Source organism: Pseudofrankia coriaricola (genome assembly GCF_032027725.1).
Lineage (GTDB): Bacteria > Actinomycetota > Actinomycetes > Frankiales > Frankiaceae > Pseudofrankia.
In genome coordinates, this window is record NZ_JASNFO010000019.1 from 200,055 (window position 1) to 219,036 (window position 18,982).

The 18,982-nt window shown below is 72.2% G+C and carries 14 protein-coding genes; 7 read left to right on the forward strand and 7 right to left on the reverse strand.

What is annotated here, in order from left to right; all coding sequences use genetic code 11:
- Positions 1-161 precede the first annotated feature (161 nt).
- From QOZ89_RS12370 to QOZ89_RS12380, 3 genes are all read left to right on the forward strand, one after another.
- The gene (locus tag QOZ89_RS12370) at positions 162-875 is read left to right on the forward strand and encodes a GntR family transcriptional regulator (RefSeq protein ID WP_083418515.1); all 714 of its coding nucleotides are present in this window, start codon (positions 162-164) and stop codon (positions 873-875) included.
- A 489-nt stretch (positions 876-1,364) separates the two neighbouring features.
- The gene (locus tag QOZ89_RS12375) at positions 1,365-3,020 is read left to right on the forward strand and encodes an NCS1 family nucleobase:cation symporter-1 (protein ID WP_071048416.1); all 1,656 of its coding nucleotides are present in this window, start codon (positions 1,365-1,367) and stop codon (positions 3,018-3,020) included.
- 9 nt (positions 3,021-3,029) lie between these two features.
- Positions 3,030-3,890, forward strand: coding sequence for an aspartate/glutamate racemase family protein (locus tag QOZ89_RS12380; protein ID WP_083418511.1), 861 nt, complete (start codon positions 3,030-3,032; stop codon positions 3,888-3,890).
- Between the two features lie 85 nt (positions 3,891-3,975).
- On the opposite strand, the gene QOZ89_RS12385 is transcribed toward QOZ89_RS12380, so the two are convergent.
- A complete protein-coding gene (locus QOZ89_RS12385) occupies positions 3,976-5,931 on the reverse strand; it encodes an NYN domain-containing protein (protein WP_312623809.1) in 1,956 nt (651 codons plus the stop codon).
- A gap of 865 nt (positions 5,932-6,796) precedes the next feature.
- Here QOZ89_RS12385 and QOZ89_RS12390 point away from each other — a divergent pair.
- The gene (locus tag QOZ89_RS12390; RefSeq protein WP_312623810.1) at positions 6,797-7,036 is read left to right on the forward strand and encodes a hypothetical protein; all 240 of its coding nucleotides are present in this window, start codon (positions 6,797-6,799) and stop codon (positions 7,034-7,036) included.
- A gap of 228 nt (positions 7,037-7,264) precedes the next feature.
- Here the strand turns inward: QOZ89_RS12390 and QOZ89_RS12395 are convergent, their stop codons facing one another.
- The 4 genes from QOZ89_RS12395 to QOZ89_RS12410 form a co-directional block, all read right to left on the reverse strand.
- The gene (locus QOZ89_RS12395; protein ID WP_071048413.1) at positions 7,265-8,110 is read right to left on the reverse strand and encodes an ABC transporter ATP-binding protein; all 846 of its coding nucleotides are present in this window, start codon (positions 8,108-8,110) and stop codon (positions 7,265-7,267) included.
- A 140-nt stretch (positions 8,111-8,250) separates the two neighbouring features.
- Positions 8,251-9,672: an AAA domain-containing protein gene (locus QOZ89_RS12400; RefSeq protein ID WP_071048412.1), complete on the reverse strand. Its 1,422-nt coding sequence runs from the start codon at positions 9,670-9,672 to the stop codon at positions 8,251-8,253.
- Between the two features lie 91 nt (positions 9,673-9,763).
- Positions 9,764-11,572, reverse strand: a complete 1,809-nt coding sequence (locus tag QOZ89_RS12405) for a hypothetical protein (protein ID WP_071048411.1) — start codon at positions 11,570-11,572, stop codon at positions 9,764-9,766.
- On the reverse strand, positions 11,569-12,750 hold the full coding sequence (locus QOZ89_RS12410) for a hypothetical protein (RefSeq protein ID WP_312623811.1): 1,182 nt from the start codon (positions 12,748-12,750) through the stop codon (positions 11,569-11,571). The genes QOZ89_RS12405 and QOZ89_RS12410 overlap by 4 nt, the downstream gene beginning before the upstream one ends.
- Positions 12,751-13,069: 319 nt before the next feature.
- On the opposite strand from QOZ89_RS12410, the gene QOZ89_RS12415 reads away from it, so the two are divergent.
- On the forward strand, positions 13,070-13,453 hold the full coding sequence (locus tag QOZ89_RS12415; protein ID WP_071048409.1) for a winged helix-turn-helix transcriptional regulator: 384 nt from the start codon (positions 13,070-13,072) through the stop codon (positions 13,451-13,453).
- A gap of 260 nt (positions 13,454-13,713) precedes the next feature.
- On the opposite strand, the gene QOZ89_RS12420 is transcribed toward QOZ89_RS12415, so the two are convergent.
- Positions 13,714-14,412, reverse strand: a complete 699-nt coding sequence (locus QOZ89_RS12420; RefSeq protein WP_083418510.1) for a response regulator — start codon at positions 14,410-14,412, stop codon at positions 13,714-13,716.
- Positions 14,413-15,141 (reverse strand): sensor histidine kinase, encoded by a 729-nt coding sequence (locus tag QOZ89_RS12425; protein ID WP_083418509.1) that lies wholly within the window; start codon positions 15,139-15,141, stop codon positions 14,413-14,415.
- 367 nt (positions 15,142-15,508) lie between these two features.
- Here QOZ89_RS12425 and QOZ89_RS12430 point away from each other — a divergent pair, with 367 nt between their 5' ends.
- Positions 15,509-16,849 carry an ABC transporter substrate-binding protein gene (locus tag QOZ89_RS12430; protein ID WP_083418508.1) on the forward strand — a complete coding sequence of 447 codons (1,341 nt, stop codon included), beginning with the start codon at positions 15,509-15,511 and terminating at the stop codon, positions 16,847-16,849.
- Between the two features lie 659 nt (positions 16,850-17,508).
- On the forward strand, positions 17,509-18,852 hold the full coding sequence (locus QOZ89_RS12435; protein WP_083418892.1) for an ABC transporter substrate-binding protein: 1,344 nt from the start codon (positions 17,509-17,511) through the stop codon (positions 18,850-18,852).
- Positions 18,853-18,982: the final 130 nt, after the last annotated feature.

The window sequence follows — 18,982 nt, forward strand, 5'->3', positions numbered from 1 at the left end:
GATATCGGATCGCCGACAGTCCGAAACAGTCGGCAACTATCGTCCCGCCGCACGTGCGCGTACCGAAGGTCGGGGGCAGTCGGGGGCGGATGGTCCGGCCGGACGGCGCCGGCACCGGGGACGCGCCCGCCGGAGGAGTCCCGAGCGGAAGGACGGGCGAGATGCGGATGCCACGGCCGAGCGCGGCGTGGGCCGGGACGCTGAACACCGACGCGCGGGGATGCGGCTCCGTCCGCGAGGTGATCCTGCGCGAGGTCAAGAGGGTCATCCTGGACGGCGCGGCGGCGCCGGGCTCCCCTATCCCCGTCGACGAGGTCGCCGCGCACTACCAGGTGAGCCGGATCCCCGTCCGCGAGGCGCTGATGAGCCTGGTCGGCGAGGGGCTGGTCGTGCACCGCGCCCGCGGTGGCTACACGGTCGCGGCGCTCACCCCGGCGGAGATGCGCGAGTTCTACGTCGTGCGGGAGGTGCTGGAGGCGGCGGCGCTGACGGCGGCGGTGCGGCAGGCGACCGCCGAGGACGACGCCCGGGCGCTCGCCGCGCACGAGGCGATGGCACTGGCGGTCGAGACGGGCGACTCGCGCGGCCACCACCGGGAAAGCCGCCGCTTCCACCTCGCGCTGGTCGGTCCCGCCGGGATGGCCCGGCTGGAGCACATGTATGTCTCGGCCTGGAACGTCACCGAGCCCGTGCGGCCGATGGACTACGCGTCCAGGGACGCCGTCGAGGCGCTGGTCACCGACCACGAACGAATGCTGCGCGCCTTCGTCGCCCGCGACGTCGGGGCTCTGCTGGCCGCCTCCCGCGCGCACCATTCCCGCCTGCAGACCGTCGTCGCCGCGCTCCCCGACGAATCGGCCCGTTTCCCCGCTTGAGGCTGGCGGTGCGCCACAGACCTCCCAGATCGCTTACCTTCCAGATCGCTTACCTCCCAGATCGGCTCCGCCGATCCGGCAGGGACCCTGTCGCCGATCCGGCAGGGATCTGTCGCCGATCCGGCAGGACCCGGGCGCCGCGCTGATGCGCCGTCACCATCGTGGCCGGCGCCCCGGCGCCGGTGGACAGTTGCCGACGCAGATATATCTCGCCGGTGACGGTGGCGAAACAGCAAGATCCTAGCCTGATTCCAGGCATGCCGGCCGCCCCGCCTGACCATCCCCACACGTCCGAACACCGGTCCCCTGAGCGGGTTTCCGCCTTCCTTTCCCAGTTCCGCCGGCCGCCCCGGAAATCCGTGCGCGGGCGGCTTCTCCGCGCGCCCACCCGCGGGGAATTCCGCCCCTCTACGGCCGGGCGGCGACCGAGATGACACGGAGACCCGCGGCGGGGACGCCACCAGACGCCAAGTAAGGAAGTGAGCGAGAATGAGCGAGCTCGCCGCGATTCCCGGCCCGCCGGGCGCGACCGCCGGACACGACGACCTGGCGGAGGCCGCGGGAATGCCCATCGGCGCGGGCCTTCTCAAGCCCGGGTACGACCCACGGCTGTCGAACGAGGACCTGGCCCCGCTGCGGAAGCAGACCTGGTCCTGGTACAACATCTTCGCGTTCTGGATGTCCGACGTGCACAGCGTCGGCGGGTACGTGACGGCCGGCAGCCTGTTCGCCCTCGGCCTCGCCGGCTGGCAGGTGCTCGTCGCGCTGGTCGTCGGCATCACGATCGTGAACTTCTTCTGCAACCTCGTCGCCCGGCCGAGCCAGCAGGCGGCGGTTCCCTACCCGGTGATCTGCCGGGCGCCGTTCGGTGTGCTGGGCGCGAACGTCCCGGCCATCATCCGCGGACTGATCGCGGTCGCCTGGTACGGCATCCAGACCTACCTCGCCTCGGCCGCGCTCAACGTCGTGCTGATCAAGCTGTGGTCGGGCCTCACCCCGTACGCCGATGTCGACCAGCACGGCTTCCTCGGCCTGTCGACGCTCGGCTGGATCACCTACGCGGTGCTGTGGGTGCTGCAGGCGGCGGTGTTCTGGACCGGCATGGAGACGATCCGCCGGTTCATCGACTTCTGCGGCCCGGCGGTCTACGTCGTCATGTTCGCGCTCACCGGCTACCTCATCTACAAGGCCGGCTGGGGCGAGCTGTCGCTGAACCTCGGCGGGGCCAGGAAGGGCGGCGACTCGACGTTCTCCCTGATGCTCGGCGCGATCGCGCTCGTCGTCTCCTACTTCTCGGGCCCGATGCTCAACTTCGGCGACTTCTCCCGCTACGGGAAGAACTTCGGCTCGGTGCGCACCGGCAACTTCCTCGGCCTGCCGGTGAACTTCCTGCTGTTCTCCCTCCTCGTCGTCTTCACCGCCTCGCTGACCGTCCCGGTGTACGGCGAGCTCATCACCGACCCGGTGGAGACCGTCGCCCGCATCGACTCGACGACGGCGATCGTCCTCGGCGCGCTGACCTTCACCATCGCCACCATCGGCATCAACATCGTGGCGAACTTCATCTCCCCCGCGTTCGACTTCTCGAATGTCAGCCCGCAGCGGATCAGCTGGCGCGCCGGCGGCATGATCGCCGCGGTCGGCTCGTTCCTCATCACGCCGTGGAACCTCTACAACAACCCGGATGTCATCCACTACACGCTGGAGACGCTGGGCGCCTTCATCGGCCCCCTGTTCGGCGTGCTGATCTGCGACTTCTACCTGATCCGCAAGAAGGTGGTTGTCGTCGACGACCTGTTCACCCTCAGCCCGCGCGGCACCTACTTCTACCGCAAGGGCGTGAACCCGCCCGCGGTCATCGCGACCGCCGTCGGCGCCGTCATCGCCGTCATCCCCGTGGTGGTCCCCGACTCGGCGGTCGGCTGGATGGGCACGGCGGCCCAGTACAGCTGGTTCATCGGGATGGGGCTGGGCTTCGTCGTCTACTACCTGCTCGCCAGCCGCTCGCCGATCACCGCGACGTCACTGCGGCCGGCGGGCGACCCCGCCCTCGACGCCGCCGCCGCCACCGCCACCGCCACCGCCACCGCGAGCATCCCCGCGCAGCCGGCGCCGAACGCGGCGCCGGTCACGCCCGAGGCGTAGCCGCCCCCGATGCCCACGACGCAGGAAGAGCAGCCCGCCCTGACCCTGGGGGCCGTTCCCGCGGCCGGGACACACCCCGCGGCCACGACGGGCCTGGCGGCGATCCCGACCACCCCGGCCGGGCCGCTCATCCGGCTCATCAACGCGAACACCTCGCGGGCGATGACCGAACTGATCGGCACCAGCGCCCGGCAGGTGGCCGGGCCGGGCACCCGGGTCGAGGCGACCAGCCCCGCGATGGGGCCGGCGTCGATCGAGAGCCACTACGACGAGGCGCTCGCCGTGCCCGGCGTGCTGGCCGAGATCGCGCGCGGCGAGGCGGCGGGGGCTGCCGGTTACGTCATCGCCTGTTTCGGCGACCCGGGCCTCGACGCGGCCAGGGAACTGGCCCGCGGCCCGGTGGTCGGGATCGCCGAGGCCGCGATGCACGCGGCGAGCCTCCTCGGCCGGTCGTTCAGCGTGGTGACCACGCTTGCCCGTTCCCGCGGCCGGACGTGGGACCTGGCCGACCGGTACGGTCTGCGGGCGCTGTGCCGCGGCGTCCGGGCCTGCGAGGTGCCCGTACTGGAACTGGAGACCGATCCACTGGCGAGCGCGAAGATCCTCGCGGAATGCCGCGCGGCGGTGGCCGACGACGAGGCGGAGGTGATCCTCCTCGGCTGCGCTGGCATGGCCGACCTGTGCCAGACGCTCACGGCGGAGCTCGGTGTCCCCGTCATCGACGGCGTGGCCGCCGCGACCGTCCTCGTCGAGGGCCTGATCCGCCTCGGCCTGGTCACCAGCCCGCGCGGCGAGTACGCCACGCCGCCGCCCAAGCCCTACACCGGTCTGCTGGCGCAGTTCGGCGTCGCCGCGCAGCCGTCCCACTGACGCCATGGCCCCCTCGGCTCCCGCCCGGCCACCGGGCGGGGCCGAGGGCTGTCGGGCCGTTCCCTCCCGGGACCGCGGCCGGGCGTCACGCGCCGGCCTGGCCGACCAGATCGGCGCTGGGCTCGACAGGGACAGCCGGCTCGGCGAGGGCGGCCGGCTCGGCAGGGGCCGCCGGCTCAGCGGCGGACATCGGCCCGGCGGGAACGGCGGGCTCAGCCGGCTCAGCACGCTCGGTGGGGGCGTCGGCGACGACGACCGGCGCGTCGACGATCCAGGCGCGCAGGTGGGCGACCTCGTCGGCGGACAGCTCCATCCGCGCGTTCTGGCACAGGACGATGGCGTTGTCGGCGAACGCGCAGGCCAGTGTGCCCGCGTCGTCGCCCGGGCGCGGCGGGCGGCCGGCGTAGAGCAGACCGTTGAGGACGAAGTTCACCGCGCCCCGGCCGACGTGCTCACCGCGCTCGGCGCATCGGTCGCGGACGGCGCGCGAGGTGCCGGTGCGGCTGAAGCCGTGCTCGGCGACCTCGGCGGCGAGCTCCTCGAACAGCGCCCGGAACTCGCGCGCGGACAGCCGCGGAATGTCGGTGACCTGCGAGATCCGGTTGACGAGGTCCAAGCGCGGGCCGTCCTGCTCGGGCTGGCCCGCGCCGGAGGTCTGGCCGCTGGGCGGGGGGCTGTGCCTGCGCGGGTCGTAGATGTACTCCGGCGCGGCGGAGATCGCGAGCCCCGGCAGGTCGGCCTGGGCGAGCAGCTTCTTGAACGAGCCGGTGCCCGCCCAGCCGTCGGTGACGTCCTGGCCGAGGTCGGCGCGCACCAGCTGGGCGGCCGACGCCAGCGTGATCGGCCGGTCGGACGCGGCGACCAGTCCGCCGACCTTCGCGGCGATGACGCGGCGCAGCTGGCCGTCGTACTGGCCGTTCGGCGGTGCCGGAATCGGTACGAACCCGGGGAGGGCCGGATGCGTCGGCACTGGCGGGTGCGTCGGCACCGGCAGCGACGCCGGGGAGTGCGGGGGCGATGCGGGCGACGGCCGCGGGGACGCGAGGTAGCGCGGGGGCACCGATAAGTGCCCCGTGGTGACGTCGGTGGACGTGGATAAGGACCGCACGGGGCCGTCAGCGTGGGATTCCCACTGCCTGTCGGGCACCGCGCCGGCGCCGGCCGGGTTGCCGGCCGGCGCCGGGTCGCTCGCCGGCCGGTCCGCGGCGGATGGGGCGGGGTCCGCCGCCTCGGGTGTCGCCTGGCCACCGTGGACGAGCGCGCCCGCCTCGCCCGGATGCACCGCCATGCCCGGCGGACTGGCGACATGGCCGGCCGCGTGGCCGACCCCGTTCAGCGCGGGGGTGGCGTCGTGGCCGTAGCCATGCGTACCGCTGTAGCTCTGTGTACCGCTGTAGCTCTGTGTACCGCTGTAGCTCTGTGTACCGCTGTAGCTCTGTGTACCGCTGTAGCCATGCGCGCCGCCGTTGCTGCTGAGCGGCCGGGAGTCGGCGGACAGCGCCTCGTCGATAAACGCGTCCTCGCCGACCACGTGGTCGCAGGCCGCGCGGAACGCCCGGGCCGACGGCCCACTCGTGATGATCACCGTTCGGCGGTCGTGGGCGCGCAGTCGAAGCATGACCGGGGTGTAGTCCGCGTCGGCCGACAGCAGGATGACTTCGTCGAACCGGGTCGGATGAACGAGGATGTCCAGAACATCGATGACGATGTGAATGTCGGCCGAGTTCTTCCCCGCGGCGGTGAGCGGCGGGCAGTCGACGACGTGGAAGCCCGCCCGCGTGAAATAGGCTCGGTAACGGGCCGAGCTCACCGGGTTGAGATAACAATACCGAATAAGAAGATCGCGGCGGAAGTCGTCCGATGCCAGTGCGGGATAGCCGAGCTTCTCCAGCCAGCCGAGCCAGCCCTGCGGATTGACCGCGAACCGGTTGGCGGCGGCGGGATCCAGCCGCTGGAGCCCCATGTGGATGTTCTCGAAGTCGACGAACAGGGCGCTGCGGACCCGTAACGGGCCCTGCTGTCCCTCACCCACCGCGTTCATGTCGGCCATCGTGCCGGATCGGGGCGCGCCAACCAAGTATCGCGCGCCGATCGAGGGAACCATCCACACGAAGATTACATAAAGTGATCGATCGAGAGCCCTACGTCCCGCCCGAACGTCCCGGCCGCTTGGTCACCCCCCTATGCCCGCCGACGGTAACGAGGAGAACACATCCGACCAGCCCCGCCGTCGCACGGCCAACCAGCGGTGTCCTCCCCGACTCACTGCCCCCGCCGACGGCCGCGGGGGCGCCGCCACGGCTGGGGCCCCCGCCGAGCGGACACCTACCCGATCGGGCACCCGTCGGGCCGCGCAGCCCGCCATCCCGGCGCCGACCGCGCCGCGACGCCACATACCGTCACCGGGCCCCGCCGCTCAGGCGGCTCTGCCTACCTATCCGGCGTGGTCGGCGCGGTCCCCGCGCGCAAACGCCGCCATTTGCCGGGTTCCCCGACCCCGGCTATCGTCGCCTCCACACCGCACCCCAGGGCGCGCACCTGACAACCGACGGCCTGGTGTGGCGCGATGTTTGTCCAGCGAGATATCTGTCCGGCGCGACGGCCGTCAGGCGCGCCATTCCCCACCACCTGGCGTTCCACCGTTTCGCGCGACGCGCCGGGGCGCCGCCATACCGAGGCCGCGCCTATCGCCCGGGTTACGCGCCGCGGCCCGATTTCAGGTTTCAGCCAACGGCTTTCCCCGTCCGCCTCGCCGCCGTTGTCAAACCCACGGCGATCCGCATCTCTGTCATCACCCCACATGCCCGGCGTCCGCACCAGTACCCCACCCAGCGTCGAGCGGGACGCGCCACGGACCGCTTGGCGGCCCCACCCGCCACGTCCCAGCCAGTCCCCGAGGAGCCGCGATGACCAATGACCGTGCCCGCGCCCCTGAGCCAGGCGGCACGCAGCTGCTCTGGCTGGTCGCCGTCGCCGCCGGCTGCCTCCTGACCTGGGCGGCCTGTGCCGGCGTCGGCGCTCCGTCCTACCGCACCTGTGCCGCGCCGGTCCCCGCCGCCCACGCTCCCCAGCCGGCCGCCGCGTGGGCGGCGGCGCCCGGCCCGCCCCCCGAAGACCCCGCCTTTGCCTGCGGCCCCGCCAGCTGACGCCGCTCCTGCCCTGGCACGGGCCCGCCCTGCGCTGGCAGGCGCCCTCCCTGACACGCGTGCCCGCGGGGCCACGCGCCGGGACGCCCCTCAGTGATCCTGGGGACAACGGCCGCCGGGCGTGCGAAGGAAGATCATTTTCGCACGCCCTTTGGCCCTCTAGTGATCCTGGGGACAACGGCCGCCGGGCGTGCGAAGGAAGATCATTTTCGCACGCCCTTTGGCCCTCTAGCGTTGTGCGGGCCGGGAGCGGCGGTCCGTGAGGGAACGGCCGGGCTGGGCGCGGGCGACGAAGCGGCCGTCGAGGCGCGCGACCCGGATCGGGTGGCCGAAGCAGGCGCTCACCCGGTCGGTGGTCAGCACCTCGTCGATGTCGCCGGAGGCGACCACCTCGCCGGCCCGCAGCAGCACGGCGTGCGTGGAGCTCGCCGGGATCTCCTCGAGGTGGTGGGTGACGAGGACGCTCGCGAGGTCGGGGTGCTCGGCGCGCAGCTCGTCCAGCCCGGTGAGCAGCTGCTCACGGGCGGCCACGTCCAGGCCGGTCGTCGGCTCGTCGAGGAGCAGCAGCCGGGGGCGGGGCATGAGCGCGCGGGCGATCAGCGCCCGCCCGCGCTCGCCCTGCGACAGGTCCGGCCAGCGCGCGTCCCGGAGGCCATCGATACCAAGCAGGTCGATCAGCTCGTCGGCGTCGCCCTCCTGTTCGGCGGACGGCGTCCAGCGGGGAACGAGGTCAATCGTGCTCGTCGCACCGGTGAGGACGACTTCACGTACCGTCAGCGGCGACAGCAGCGGGTGGCGCGGGTTGACGTGCCCGATGTCGGCGCGCAGCGTGCGGACATCGACCTTGCCGAGCTGGCGGCCCAGCACGCGCACCGTGCCGCGTGTCGGGTGGTTCACGGCGCCGAGCAGGCCCAGCAGGGTGCTCTTGCCCGCCCCGTTCGAGCCAAGCAGCGTCCAGTGCTCCCCTGCCCGCACGGTCAGGTCGAGCCCGCGCAGCAGGTACCGCCCGCCCCGCACCAGGTCGACGCCCTCGGCGCGCAGCACCTCCACCGGCGCCGTGCCCGTCCCATCCACTGTCTGCCACCTCCGCCTCGCCACCACGGGGGCGGCTCTTCTGCCCTGACTCCTCCGCGGGGTCCCCGCCGATTGGCTCAATGGTCGCGTGAGGGTGAACGTTCCGGCGCGAGCGCGAAGCGTCCGGCCGCGGGACCGCCTCACAGCCGGACCGCGTGGCGTTCCAGGTGGGCCAGCACGGTCTGGTTCGCGGCCCAGCCGTCGGGGAAACGGACCGGCTCGTGCAGGTGGACGGGCTCGCCGGACGGGTGGGTGTCGAGCAGGTCGCGGATGCCGGCGCGGGCGACGACGACGCACGCCTGGCGGTGCCGCGACGCCAGCACGCACAGCCGGCCGGCCTCGAGGTGGAACGCCGTCGCGTCCCGGCGGCCCGACAGCGGGTGGAGCACGACCGTCACGTCGTACTCCCGGCCCTGCAGCCGGTTGGCGGTGTCGACGACGACACCCGGCAGGTCGTCGCCGAGCGCGGCGCGCACCGCCGCCGCCTGGTCGCGGTGAGCGGTGCCGATCGCGATCCGGCTCGCCGTCACCGGATGCTCCTCGCCGCCGCGGTCGAGCGAGCGGGCCACGGCGCCGCGGGCCACCAGCCGCCGGGCGACGTCCGCGACCGCGCGCACCGCTTCGGCGTCGGTCCGCAGGGTGTGCCGGGCGGGCAGCTCCAGCAGTCCCCATCCGGTCGCCGCCGCCATGTCCAGCACGTCGTCGACCGCTCCGGCCGGCGCGCGGCCCAGCGTCCCGCCCGAGCCGCCAGGGCGGGCACGCGCCGTGCCGGGGCCAGCCGCGCCGGGGCGGGACGTGCCGGTGAAGGTGAGCAGACGATCGCCCGGTCCGTTGCCGGTCTGGAAGCCGGTGAACGGGTAGAACGCGTCGGCGACGACCCGCTCCGCGCTGCGCGGCAGCCGCCACGACACCGGCAGCCGGTGCACGGGCAGGTCCGGGTTGCTGCGCAGCAGAACGGCGACGGCACTCTGCATCGGGTCCCACGTCAGGCCGCGCCAGCGGTCGTTGTCGACGGTGGAGAACGGGTCGAGCTGGCCGGGGTCGCCGACGAACAGCGCCTGCTCGAACAGCCTCGCGATCGCCAGCAAGGCGTCCGAGCGCATCTGGTAGGCCTCGTCGACGATCGCCCACCGCCAGGCCCGGTCCTTCACGTAGGCCCACTTGGCGGCGGTCGCGACGACGAGGTGCGGATCTCCCAGCGTCCTGAGGTCGCTGCCGACGGCGACGTTCGGCAGCCCGTCGATCCGCGGCGGTGGGACGTAGCCGGCGCGGCCGAGCCGGCCGACCCGCGCCTCGGGCGCCTTGTCGGCGAGGTCCGCGGCGAGCCGCTCGACGAGGTCGTCGACCTGCTCGTTCGTCTGCGCGACGATCATCAGCGGCTCGTCGGCCAGCGCGAACTCGGTCGCGGCCCGCACCACCAGCGTCGACTTGCCGGCCCCCGGCGGCGAGTCGACGACCACTCCCCGGTGCCGCCGCGACCGCAGGTCCGCCAGGATCGCGTCCGTTACTCGCGCGGCCAGGGCCGCCGGCGAGTCGCGCGGACCGGGCCGGACGGTCAGCATGCCCGGGTCCCCTTCCGAGGCGTCGGCGGCACCCGCGCGGCGGCGCTCGCCGCATCTCGGGTTCGCTCCGTCGCCGCACTCGCTCCGGCCGTCACGCCCAGGTCTCCTCGGCGTCGCCGTCGGTAGGCTCATAGGGTGTCGGCGGCCCGCCGTGGGTCCAGGGAGTGTCCTCGGGCGCGGGCAGCGCGGCGGAGAACGCGCCGTCCGGCAGCACGCTGGTGTAGCTGATCACCTCGTCCATGTCCGGGACACTGCCCGGCGGCGGCACCTTCGCCCGCCCCATCCCGCCGCTGAGCTCCAGCGACACCAGCAGCCCGTCCGCCGCCGGCTCCAGCGACATGATCACCCCGGTCTGGCCGACCCGCGCGGGTGAGCAGACCTTCGTACCGATCGGGAGCCGGACCGGGTCCACCGTGACCACCTCGACGAGGGGCCTGGTGACGAGCGTTCCGCGCTCGTTCGCGATCCGGCGGTCCCGTTCGGCGGCGACCACCGTGCCTACGAAGGCGTCGCCGGTCACCCGTTGGTTCGCGAGCACCAGCGGGTCGTCAAAGGCCTGGTCGGCCTCGTACGCGGCGAGCTCTCGCTCCAGCACGGCGAGGCGGCGGGCCGCGGCGACCGCGCCGTCGCGTCGCGCCTGCGGCAGCCCGCCGTCCTCGTCCCGCAGGTAGGCGTAGTAAGAGGTGAACCGCGTCCTGTCCTGCTCCCAGCGCCGCGGCACGGACGCCGCATCCGGCAGCTCGCGCAGCCGCCGCACCGCCCGCCACATCAGCCGCCACGTCGGCTCGATCTGCCCGCGCACCGCGCGCTCGACCTCGTCCCGGGCGCGCAGCCACGACTGAACCGGCGCGTCGGGCGCCCCCGGCCACACCCGCGCGGCACCGAGGTCCGCGGCTCGGAAGCGGCTGTCGATCACGTCCGGATCCGCCAGCAACGGGTCGGGAGCGCCGGCGAGCCCTGCCTGCTCCCGCAGCAGCGCGATCGCCTCGTCGTATGCCGCGATGGCGGGCGCGAGCACCCGGTTGTCGAACTGGGGGTCGGTCGTCGGACCCGCCGGCGGCCAGGTCCGCGGGTCCTCGGCCAACCGGGCGGCCTCGGGGCCGGACAGGCCGTCCGGCGGGTCGATCCAGGCCATCAGCGCGGCAAGGTTCGCGTCCTCCAGCGCGCTCTGGCCGGTCGCCCAGTGCAGCGTGAGCGCCTCCGTCATCGCCACCAGCGCCGACGAGCCCGGATGCTCGGCCCGCTGGGCGAGGAAGGTGAGCCACCGGCCCAGCAGCGGCACCCCGGCCGGAACCGCGTACTCCCCGAGTGTCGAGCGAAACCGCGTGGACCGGCCGAACAGCCGCGCGAACTCGACGCCGGCCCGGTTGGGCACCAGCACCTGGGGCGCGTCGAGGAACCGCTCCGGCCCGGTGGCTTCCGCCGCCGCCAGCGCGTCCTCGTCGGCGCGCAGGTCTCCGTCGGCGGCGCCGGCGGTCCCTTCGGGCCCGGCCGCGACCGCCGCACCGCCGGCACCACCCGGTGAGGACGAGGGACTGCCGGACAGGAGGCTGTCGGGCAGAGGCCTACCGGCTGGCTGCCTCGGCGTCCTCGGTGGTTTCACCGGCTCGCTGCCCGCGGCCGCGCACCGCTCGACGTAACCGAGGAGAAGGTCCCCGAGCAGGCCGGCGAACGCGAACCGCAGATCGCGGTCGCGCGGCTGTGGGACGACGAGCAAGGTCCCGCTGAGCTCGTCGGTGCCGGCCATGGCCGCGAGCGGCGCGTTCGCCTCGCCGGCCATCCTCAGCGGCACCAGCACCAGTGGCGCCTCGGCGAGGTGGATGTGCCGAACCGACGCGACCGGCTGGGCGAACCCGGTCCGCACCGCCAGCGCCCGCGCGTACGCGCCGATCACGCTCATCCAGCCGCCCCGCCCGCGGGCGTCTCCGGCATGGCTCCGAGCGCCTCGGCGTAGACCCGCGCGGTGGTCCGCAGCATCGCCGCCGACTCGGCCTGGTCGTCGTCGGGTGTCGCCGTCCCGTGCGCGAGCCCGAGCGCTTCGGCGACGGTCTCCACCCCGCCCAGCTCCTCCCGGACGCCGATCCCCAGTGCGGCGGTGCGCCCCGAGGCCTCCCGCCGGCAGAAGAAGGCCAGCTCGCACGTCGACAGGCACCCGGGCGCGTAGCGCGCCGTCACCCGGCCGAGTGCCGCCGTCAGCGGGTCCACCGCCATCACCGGCGTCCCGGCACCGTCCTGCCCGAGATCGAGCGCCAGGTCGTCCGGCAGGGCGTCGAGCAGGGTGTCGATCCGCGTCAGTCGCGCGAGCTGGTGCTCCAGCACGATGAGCTGGCGACGGACGTCGAGGCGCACCGCGACCGGCACATTGGAGAAGTCCTTCGGGCAGACGAGCACCACCTCGTGCGAGACGGCGTCGTCGCGGCCGAGCAGCCGGCGCAGCGCCAAGACGTAGACGGCCGACTGGACCGCCGCCGCCGCGACCTTCTCCGCGTCCGCCTGCCCGTCGATCACCGGGAACGACTTGATCTCGACGACGTGGAACGCTCCGCCGTGCTGGAACGCCACCAGGTCGGGCTCGAGGTAGACCGCCTGCCCGGCCACCTCCAGCCGCAGGAGCGGATGGTCGAACAGGGCCCCGTCCGGGTTGCCCTCGCCGCCCGGGTTGCCCTCGCCGTCCTCGCCGCCCGGCGCGCGGGTCAGCCGCTCCCGCGCCGCGACGTGCCGGGCGTCCAGGCCTTCCCCGGAACCGTCCGCGCCGAGGTCGGTGTACGCCGCGTCGCGCAGGTCCAGCGCGAGCAGGTCGCGCAGCAGCCGCAGCAGCTCGGCGCAGCCGTCAGCCTTGACCTGACGCTCGAACGCGTTGCCTCGCACGATCGCGAACCGCGACTGACCGAACGCCGCCGGGAAGCCGACCCGCTCCGCGAGCCGTTCCTTGTCGACCCCAGCGGCGTCCAGCACCGCCCGCCGCGCGCACCCCGGATTGCTGGTCAGCGCCGCGATCGTCCGCGCGTTGTGCCGCCGCGGCGGCTCGGATCCGCGGATGCGGGACAGCCGCGCCTCGGTCTTCCCCTCGTGCCGCACTGGCCGCCCTCCGCGCGCCGACGCCAGCCTCGGCGCCGCCCTGCTCCGTCAGACCTGATCCTGACGGATACCGCGCCATGGCCTGCGCACGGCCCGCCCGCACGGCGATCGTCGCCGATCCGGTTTCGAGCCCGGTCATCGCCATGGCGCCGGGTCGCGGCCCATCCAGCCGGCGAGGCGGCTGGCCGGTCGTCGGTGGCCGCGGCGAGGTCGAGGGTCGTCATCGGTCGTCTCCTCCAGGTTCTTGGGACCGGGACGACGCCACGTTAGTTACACTGCGACATTAGGTACCTAGAGGAAACTATCGGGAGTGCGGCGCATGACATCCGAAGCCACGGCGGCGCCGACCCTGGCGTCCTGCCCGATCACCCCCGTGGTCGACATCGTCTTCAGTCGCTGGACCACGCCGATCCTGTGGCAGCTCAACACCCACGGCCGCCAACGCTTCAGCGACCTGCGTGCGCTGGTCGGCGGCATCACCCCGAAGGTGCTCACCCAACGCCTGCGCCAGCTCGAGCGCGACGGCCTGGTCTCCCGCACGATGTATGGCGAGATCCCCCCACGCGTGGAGTACGAGATCACCGACCTCGGCCGCAGCCTGGCCCCCGTCTTCGCCTCCCTCGTCACCTGGTCCACAGGCCATCTCACCGAGGTCGACACCGCACGCGAGGAGTACGACCACAGCGACAAGCCACTCCCGTGACCCGGACGCCACCTCGCCGCGACGAGCGATGATCTCGCCCCATCCCACTGGCCGGCACGGCGATGAGTTCGATGTAGTCAGGTGGGTGCCGGCGGAGCAGGCAGAGTTGGTGCCCGGCTACCCCGGCAGCCGCAGCGCCGATGACGTTGGCCGAGTTCCCTCACGCCAGGTGCCTGGTGAACCAGTCGGCGATGTGGAATACGCCGCGGTCGATGGCCTCGAGATCGTCGTAGTACAGAGGCCCGCGGGCCTGGCGGACGTCAGGTCCCGGGAACCGGACCCTGGCCCGGCCTCACCAGACCGTGATCGAACGCGAACACCACGGCCTGTATGCGGTCACGTAGCCCGAGCTTGTCCAGGATCCGTCTGACGTGGGTCTTGGCCGTCGCCTCGCCGACGTGCAGCCGGGCGGAGATCTCCGCGTTGGACAGGCCTCGTCCCAGTAGGAGCAGCACCTCGTGTTCGCGCTCGGTCAACTTGTTGAGACGGTGGCGTATCTCGGGGCCGGGGCTTGCGGGAGTGGCCCGCGCGAACTCCGCCAGCAGGCGCCGGGTCACCGAGGGGCCGAGCAGAGCGTCGCCGGCGGCGAGGGTACGGATGCCCTCGATGAGGGCCTCCGGTGGGGTGCGCTTCAACAGGAACCCAGCTGCACCGGCGCGGATCGCGGCGAACACGTATTCGTCCAACTCGAACGTGGTGAGCACCAGCACACGAGGGACGCGCCCGTCCCCGGCGGCGTCGGCGTCGGCGTGGATGGCACGAGTCGCGGCGACGCCGTCCATCACCGGCATCCGCACGTCCATCAGGATGACGTCCGCTGCGCAGATCCGGGCTTGGCGCACGGCCTCGCGGCCGTCCCCGGCCTCACCGACGACGGTCAGGTCGGGCTGGGTGTGCAACATCATCCGGAGCCCGGCCCGCATGAGCTCCTCGTCGTCGGCCAGCAGAACGCGGATCACTCAGACCGCCTTCGCCGGGAGGCGGGCGCGCACCCGCCAGCCGGTGGGTTCGACCGGTCCGGCCTGGCAGGTCCCGCCGAGCCGGGCCACCCGTTCCCGCATGCCAACCAAGCCGCGGCCGCCGGCGCCATCCGGCAGCGGCGGCGTCGACGGCCGCTGTGACGGCGGGACCATGGTCGGCGTCGGCGCGGCCGACGCGCGGGCACCATCGTCGACCACCTCCACCTCCACCTCCGCGTGCGTGGCGTCCACCGTCAGCGTGACCCGGACATGGGTGTCCGGCCCGGCATGGCGCAGGACGTTGGTCAGCGACTCCTGGACGACCCGGCGCAGCGTCTCCGCGGCGGCCCGGTCCAACCTGGCCTCCGATGGCCGCCCCACCGGTTCGGGGACGTCCAGGTCGACGGTGAGACCTGGCGGCAGCGCGGCGACCAGCGAGCGCAGCGAAAGGGAAGGGCGCCAGCCCGCGTCGTCCCCTTCGCGGCGGATGCGCGCTCCTCCCCGAAGGGGATCGGTAAGCGCCCCGCGGCCGACGTCCATGGTGCGGGACGTGAGCAGGACCAGAAGAGCGGCGGCGGCGATCACTCCCAGGTAGGGCAGCGCGGGGATGTACGGCGCCGAACCGGTCATCCCCGCGCTGAATGCTGTACTTGGCGAGCCAAATCCCCTGGCCGTGGTGTGCACGACCTGCGTGACCGCGCCGACGGCGTGCGGTCCAGCACCAGCCATGCCACGGCTGCCGGGCCCTTCCTGTGGATCTTCCGGGCGGTGCTCTCGGCGGATCCACCGACGCCGGTTCCCTTACACCACCAGTGATCATCAACACCCGCCCGACCGGCAGCGCTCATGATCATCGTGTCGTCACGAGAGGCATCTGTTGACGCCGACGTCGGAATCAAGTATTCACATGCAGCACCATGTTGCGACCGCCTGGTCGCTGCACGCTCAGTTCCATCGGCGAACCATCGGCGAACCCGTAGCGAGTCGTACCCGAACGAACAGGTGCCCGGGAGGCCTGCCCCTCAGCCAGTTACGCCTCGCAAACGGGTTTGGCGATCTTCGCGATGACACAACGTCCGACGACAAGGTGGGAAACATGTCGTATCCCTGGAGGCTGGCCGGGCGGCGATCGCCCGAGCAGCCGCTCCGGTCCGTCGCGTCCACGCAGTCGTCCACCCGCCCGACCGCGTTAAGGCTGGCTGGCGTCGCCGTCCTGGCCGCGAGCCTGGCCTTCGTCTCGGCCTGTGGCGGCGGCTCCGACGACAACGGCTCCACCACGACGGCGAGCGGCTCCGCCGGGTCCGAGGACATTCTCGGCCCCATCGCCAAGGCCACCGGCGCGGCTGTCAAGATCGGTGTGATCACGGACGGGGCCAGCCCGACCGCCGACCACACCAACGACAACAAGGTCGCCGAGGCCACCGCCAAGTACCTCAACGACCGCAAGTCCGGGATCGGCGGCCGGCCCATCGAGGTCACGATCTGTGAGACCCTCGGCGACCTGGCCAAGGCCGGCGACTGTGGCAACCAGATGGTCGAGAAGGGCGTCTCCGCCGTCCTCATCGGCACCTCCGGCGTCGTCGAGGCCGCCTGGAAGCCCCTGAACGACGCCAAGATCCCCGTCGTGTCCTACGGCTCGAGCGACCCCGGGCTGCTGGCCAGCCCGACGACCTTCACCCTGGGTGACCCGGAGTTCCCCGTGATCGACCTGCCGATCCAGGTCGCCAAGGACAAGGGCAACAAGAAGGTCACCGCCATCGTCATCGACGTCCCGGCAGCCCTGCACTCCGCCCAGGACATCGCGCCGCCGCTGTTCAAGAAGGCCGGCATCGGCTACGAGCTCGTCCGCGTCGCGCCCGGCACCGCCGACATGACGCCCCAGATGCAGCAGATCGTCTCGAACAAGTCGGACGAGGTCTTCATCATCGGCAACGACTCGTTCTGCATCAGCGCCATGAACGGCCTCAAGGCCGTCGGCTTCACCGGCACCATCAGCGCCATCTCCCAGTGCATCACCGACTCCACCCGCAAGTCGGTCCCCGGCGCCACCCTCAAGGGCATGGTCGTCAGCGCCACCGCCCCGCTCGGCCCGGACAGCCCGTCGATGCAGCTCTACACCAAGGTCGCCGAGACCTACGGCAAGGACATCGACCTCAGCTTCCAGGACAGCATGATCATGTTTATGATCATGTCCGGCTTCCAGGCGTCCCTGGACGGCCTCACGGGCGACGTCACCCCGGCGACCATCACGGCCGCCATGAAGGCGATGAAGGAGACCGAGGTTCCCGGCGGCGCCGGGCTGAAGTTCCGCTGCAACGGCAAGGCCTACCCGGCCACTCCGGCCGTCTGCGTCCGCGGCGGCCTGACGACGACCCTGGACAGCAAGGGCCAGCCCGCCGAGTACAAGGTCCTCGGCAACACCCCGATCGAGGGCTAGCACGCCCCGCCCGACATCGATCCACCCATCAGTGATCCTGGGGACAACGGCCGCCGGGCGTGCGAAGGAAGATCATTTTCGCACACCCTTTGGCCCTCTAGTGATCCTGGGGACAACGGCCGCCGGGCGTGCGAAGGAAGATCATTTTCGCACACCCTTTGGCCCTCTAGACCGGCGCACCTGCCGGGCGGGCCTCGTCAGCGCCCCGCCCGGCAGGTGTCCCGTCCCGAACGGCCCCGTCGCGTGCGACGGGGCCGTTTCGCGTTACGCCAACTCCGAGACGTTCAGGTCGTCGCGCCAGAGGTGACAACGATCATGGGGCGCGGGCGGCCCACGCGGTGGCGCAAGATCAGGCCGCCGGCCCACCGACCCGCCAGGCCATCGCCGCGAAAACGCGCAGGTCGTGGCCCCTCTCACACGTTGGCGGACCACCATCTGTTGACGCCGACGTCGGAATCGAGTATTCACATGCAGCACCACACTGCGACCATCTGGTCGCTGCACGCGCAGCTCCATTGGCGAACCATCGGTGAACCCGTAGCGAGTCGTACCCGAACGAACAGGTGCCCGGGAGGCCTTGCCCCGTCAGCCAGTTACGCCTCGCATCCGGGTTTGGCGATCTTCGCAGTCACCCGACGTCCGACGACAAGGTGGGAAACATGTCGCATCTCTGGCGACTGGCCAGCCGGCGAACGCCCGAGCAGCCGCTCCAGCCCGTTGCATCCGCGCAGTCGTCCACCCGCCCGGCCAGGTTACGGTTGGCTGGCGTCGCCGTTCTGGCCGCGAGCCTGGCCTTCGTTTCGGCCTGTGGCGGCGGCTCCGACGACAAGGGCGATGACACCCCCGCGGCCAGCGGCTCCGCCGGGTCGGCGGACGTTCTCGGCCCGATTGCGAAGGCGACCGGCGCGCCCGTCAAGATCGGTGTGATCACGGACGGGCCCAGCCCGACCGCCGACCACACCAACGACAACAAGGTCGCCGAGGCCACCGCCAAGTACCTCAACGAGCACAAGGCCGGCATCGGTGGCCGGCCGATCGAGATCACCATCTGCGAGACCCTCGGCGACCTTTCCAAGGCCTCCGACTGCGGCAACCAGATGGTCGAGAAGGGCGTCTCCGCCGTCCTCATCGGCACCTCCGGCGTCGTCGAGAGTGCCTGGAAGCCGCTGAACGACGCGAAGATCCCGGTCATGCTCTACGGCTCGAGCGACCCCGGTCTGCTCGCCAGCCCGACGACGTTCGTCCTGGGCAACCCGACCTTCCCGATCATCGACCTGCCGATCCAGGTCGCGAAGGACAAGGGCAACAAGAAGGTCACCGCCGTCGTCATCGACGTGCCCGCCGCCCTGCACTCCGCCCAGGACATCGCGCCGCCGCTGTTCCAGAAGGCCGGCATCGGCTACGAGCTCGTCCGCGTCGCGCCCGGCACCGCCGACATGACGCCTCAGATGCAGCAGATCGTCTCGAACAAGTCGGACGAAGTCTTCATCATCGGCAACGACTCGTTCTGCATCAGCGCCATGAACGGCCTCAAGTCCGTCGGCTTCACCGGCACCATCAGCGCCATCTCCCAGTGCATCACCGACTCCACCCGCAAGTCGGTCCCGGGAGCCACGCTGAAGGACATGGTCATCAGCGCCACCGTGCCGATCGGCCCGGACAGCCCGTCGATGCAGCTCTACACCAAGGTCGCCGAGACCTACGGCAAGGACATCGACCTCAGCTTCCAGGACGGCATGATCATGTTCACGATCATGTCCGGCTTCCAGGCCGCGACGCAGGGCATCACCGGGGACATCACCCCGGCGACCATCACCTCGGCCATCAAGGGCATGAAGGAGACCGAGCTGCCCGGCGGCGGCGGCATCAAGTTCCGCTGCAACGGCAAGGCCATCCCCGACCAGCAGGCCGTCTGCGTCCTCGGCGGTCTGTCGACCACCCTCGACGACAAGGGCCAGCCCGCCGCGTACAAGGTCCTCGGCAACACCCCGATCGCCAGCTAGCACGCCACTCCGGCACTCGGATCCGCCAGATCCAGCAATCGCACCGGCGTGGGGGGGGGGGGGGCGCCCCCCCCCCCCCCCCCCCCCGGCCCCCCCCCCCCCCCGCCCCCCCCCCCCCCGGGGGGGGGGG

Excerpts from the sequence above, each read along its gene's own strand:
- QOZ89_RS12370 (WP_083418515.1), top strand. The coding sequence starts at position 162 with ATGCGGATGCCACGGCCGAGCGCGGCGTGGGCCGGGACGCTGAACACC.
- QOZ89_RS12375 (WP_071048416.1), top strand. The coding sequence starts at position 1,365 with ATGAGCGAGCTCGCCGCGATTCCCGGCCCGCCGGGCGCGACCGCCGGA.
- QOZ89_RS12380 (WP_083418511.1), top strand. The coding sequence starts at position 3,030 with ATGCCCACGACGCAGGAAGAGCAGCCCGCCCTGACCCTGGGGGCCGTT.
- QOZ89_RS12385 (WP_312623809.1), bottom strand. The coding sequence starts at position 5,931 with ATGAACGCGGTGGGTGAGGGACAGCAGGGCCCGTTACGGGTCCGCAGC.
- QOZ89_RS12390 (WP_312623810.1), top strand. The coding sequence starts at position 6,797 with ATGACCAATGACCGTGCCCGCGCCCCTGAGCCAGGCGGCACGCAGCTG.
- QOZ89_RS12400 (WP_071048412.1), bottom strand. The coding sequence starts at position 9,672 with ATGCTGACCGTCCGGCCCGGTCCGCGCGACTCGCCGGCGGCCCTGGCC.
- QOZ89_RS12405 (WP_071048411.1), bottom strand. The coding sequence starts at position 11,572 with ATGAGCGTGATCGGCGCGTACGCGCGGGCGCTGGCGGTGCGGACCGGG.
- QOZ89_RS12415 (WP_071048409.1), top strand. The coding sequence starts at position 13,070 with ATGACATCCGAAGCCACGGCGGCGCCGACCCTGGCGTCCTGCCCGATC.
- QOZ89_RS12425 (WP_083418509.1), bottom strand. The coding sequence starts at position 15,141 with ATGGCTGGTGCTGGACCGCACGCCGTCGGCGCGGTCACGCAGGTCGTG.
- QOZ89_RS12430 (WP_083418508.1), top strand. The coding sequence starts at position 15,509 with ATGTCGTATCCCTGGAGGCTGGCCGGGCGGCGATCGCCCGAGCAGCCG.
- QOZ89_RS12435 (WP_083418892.1), top strand. The coding sequence starts at position 17,509 with ATGTCGCATCTCTGGCGACTGGCCAGCCGGCGAACGCCCGAGCAGCCG.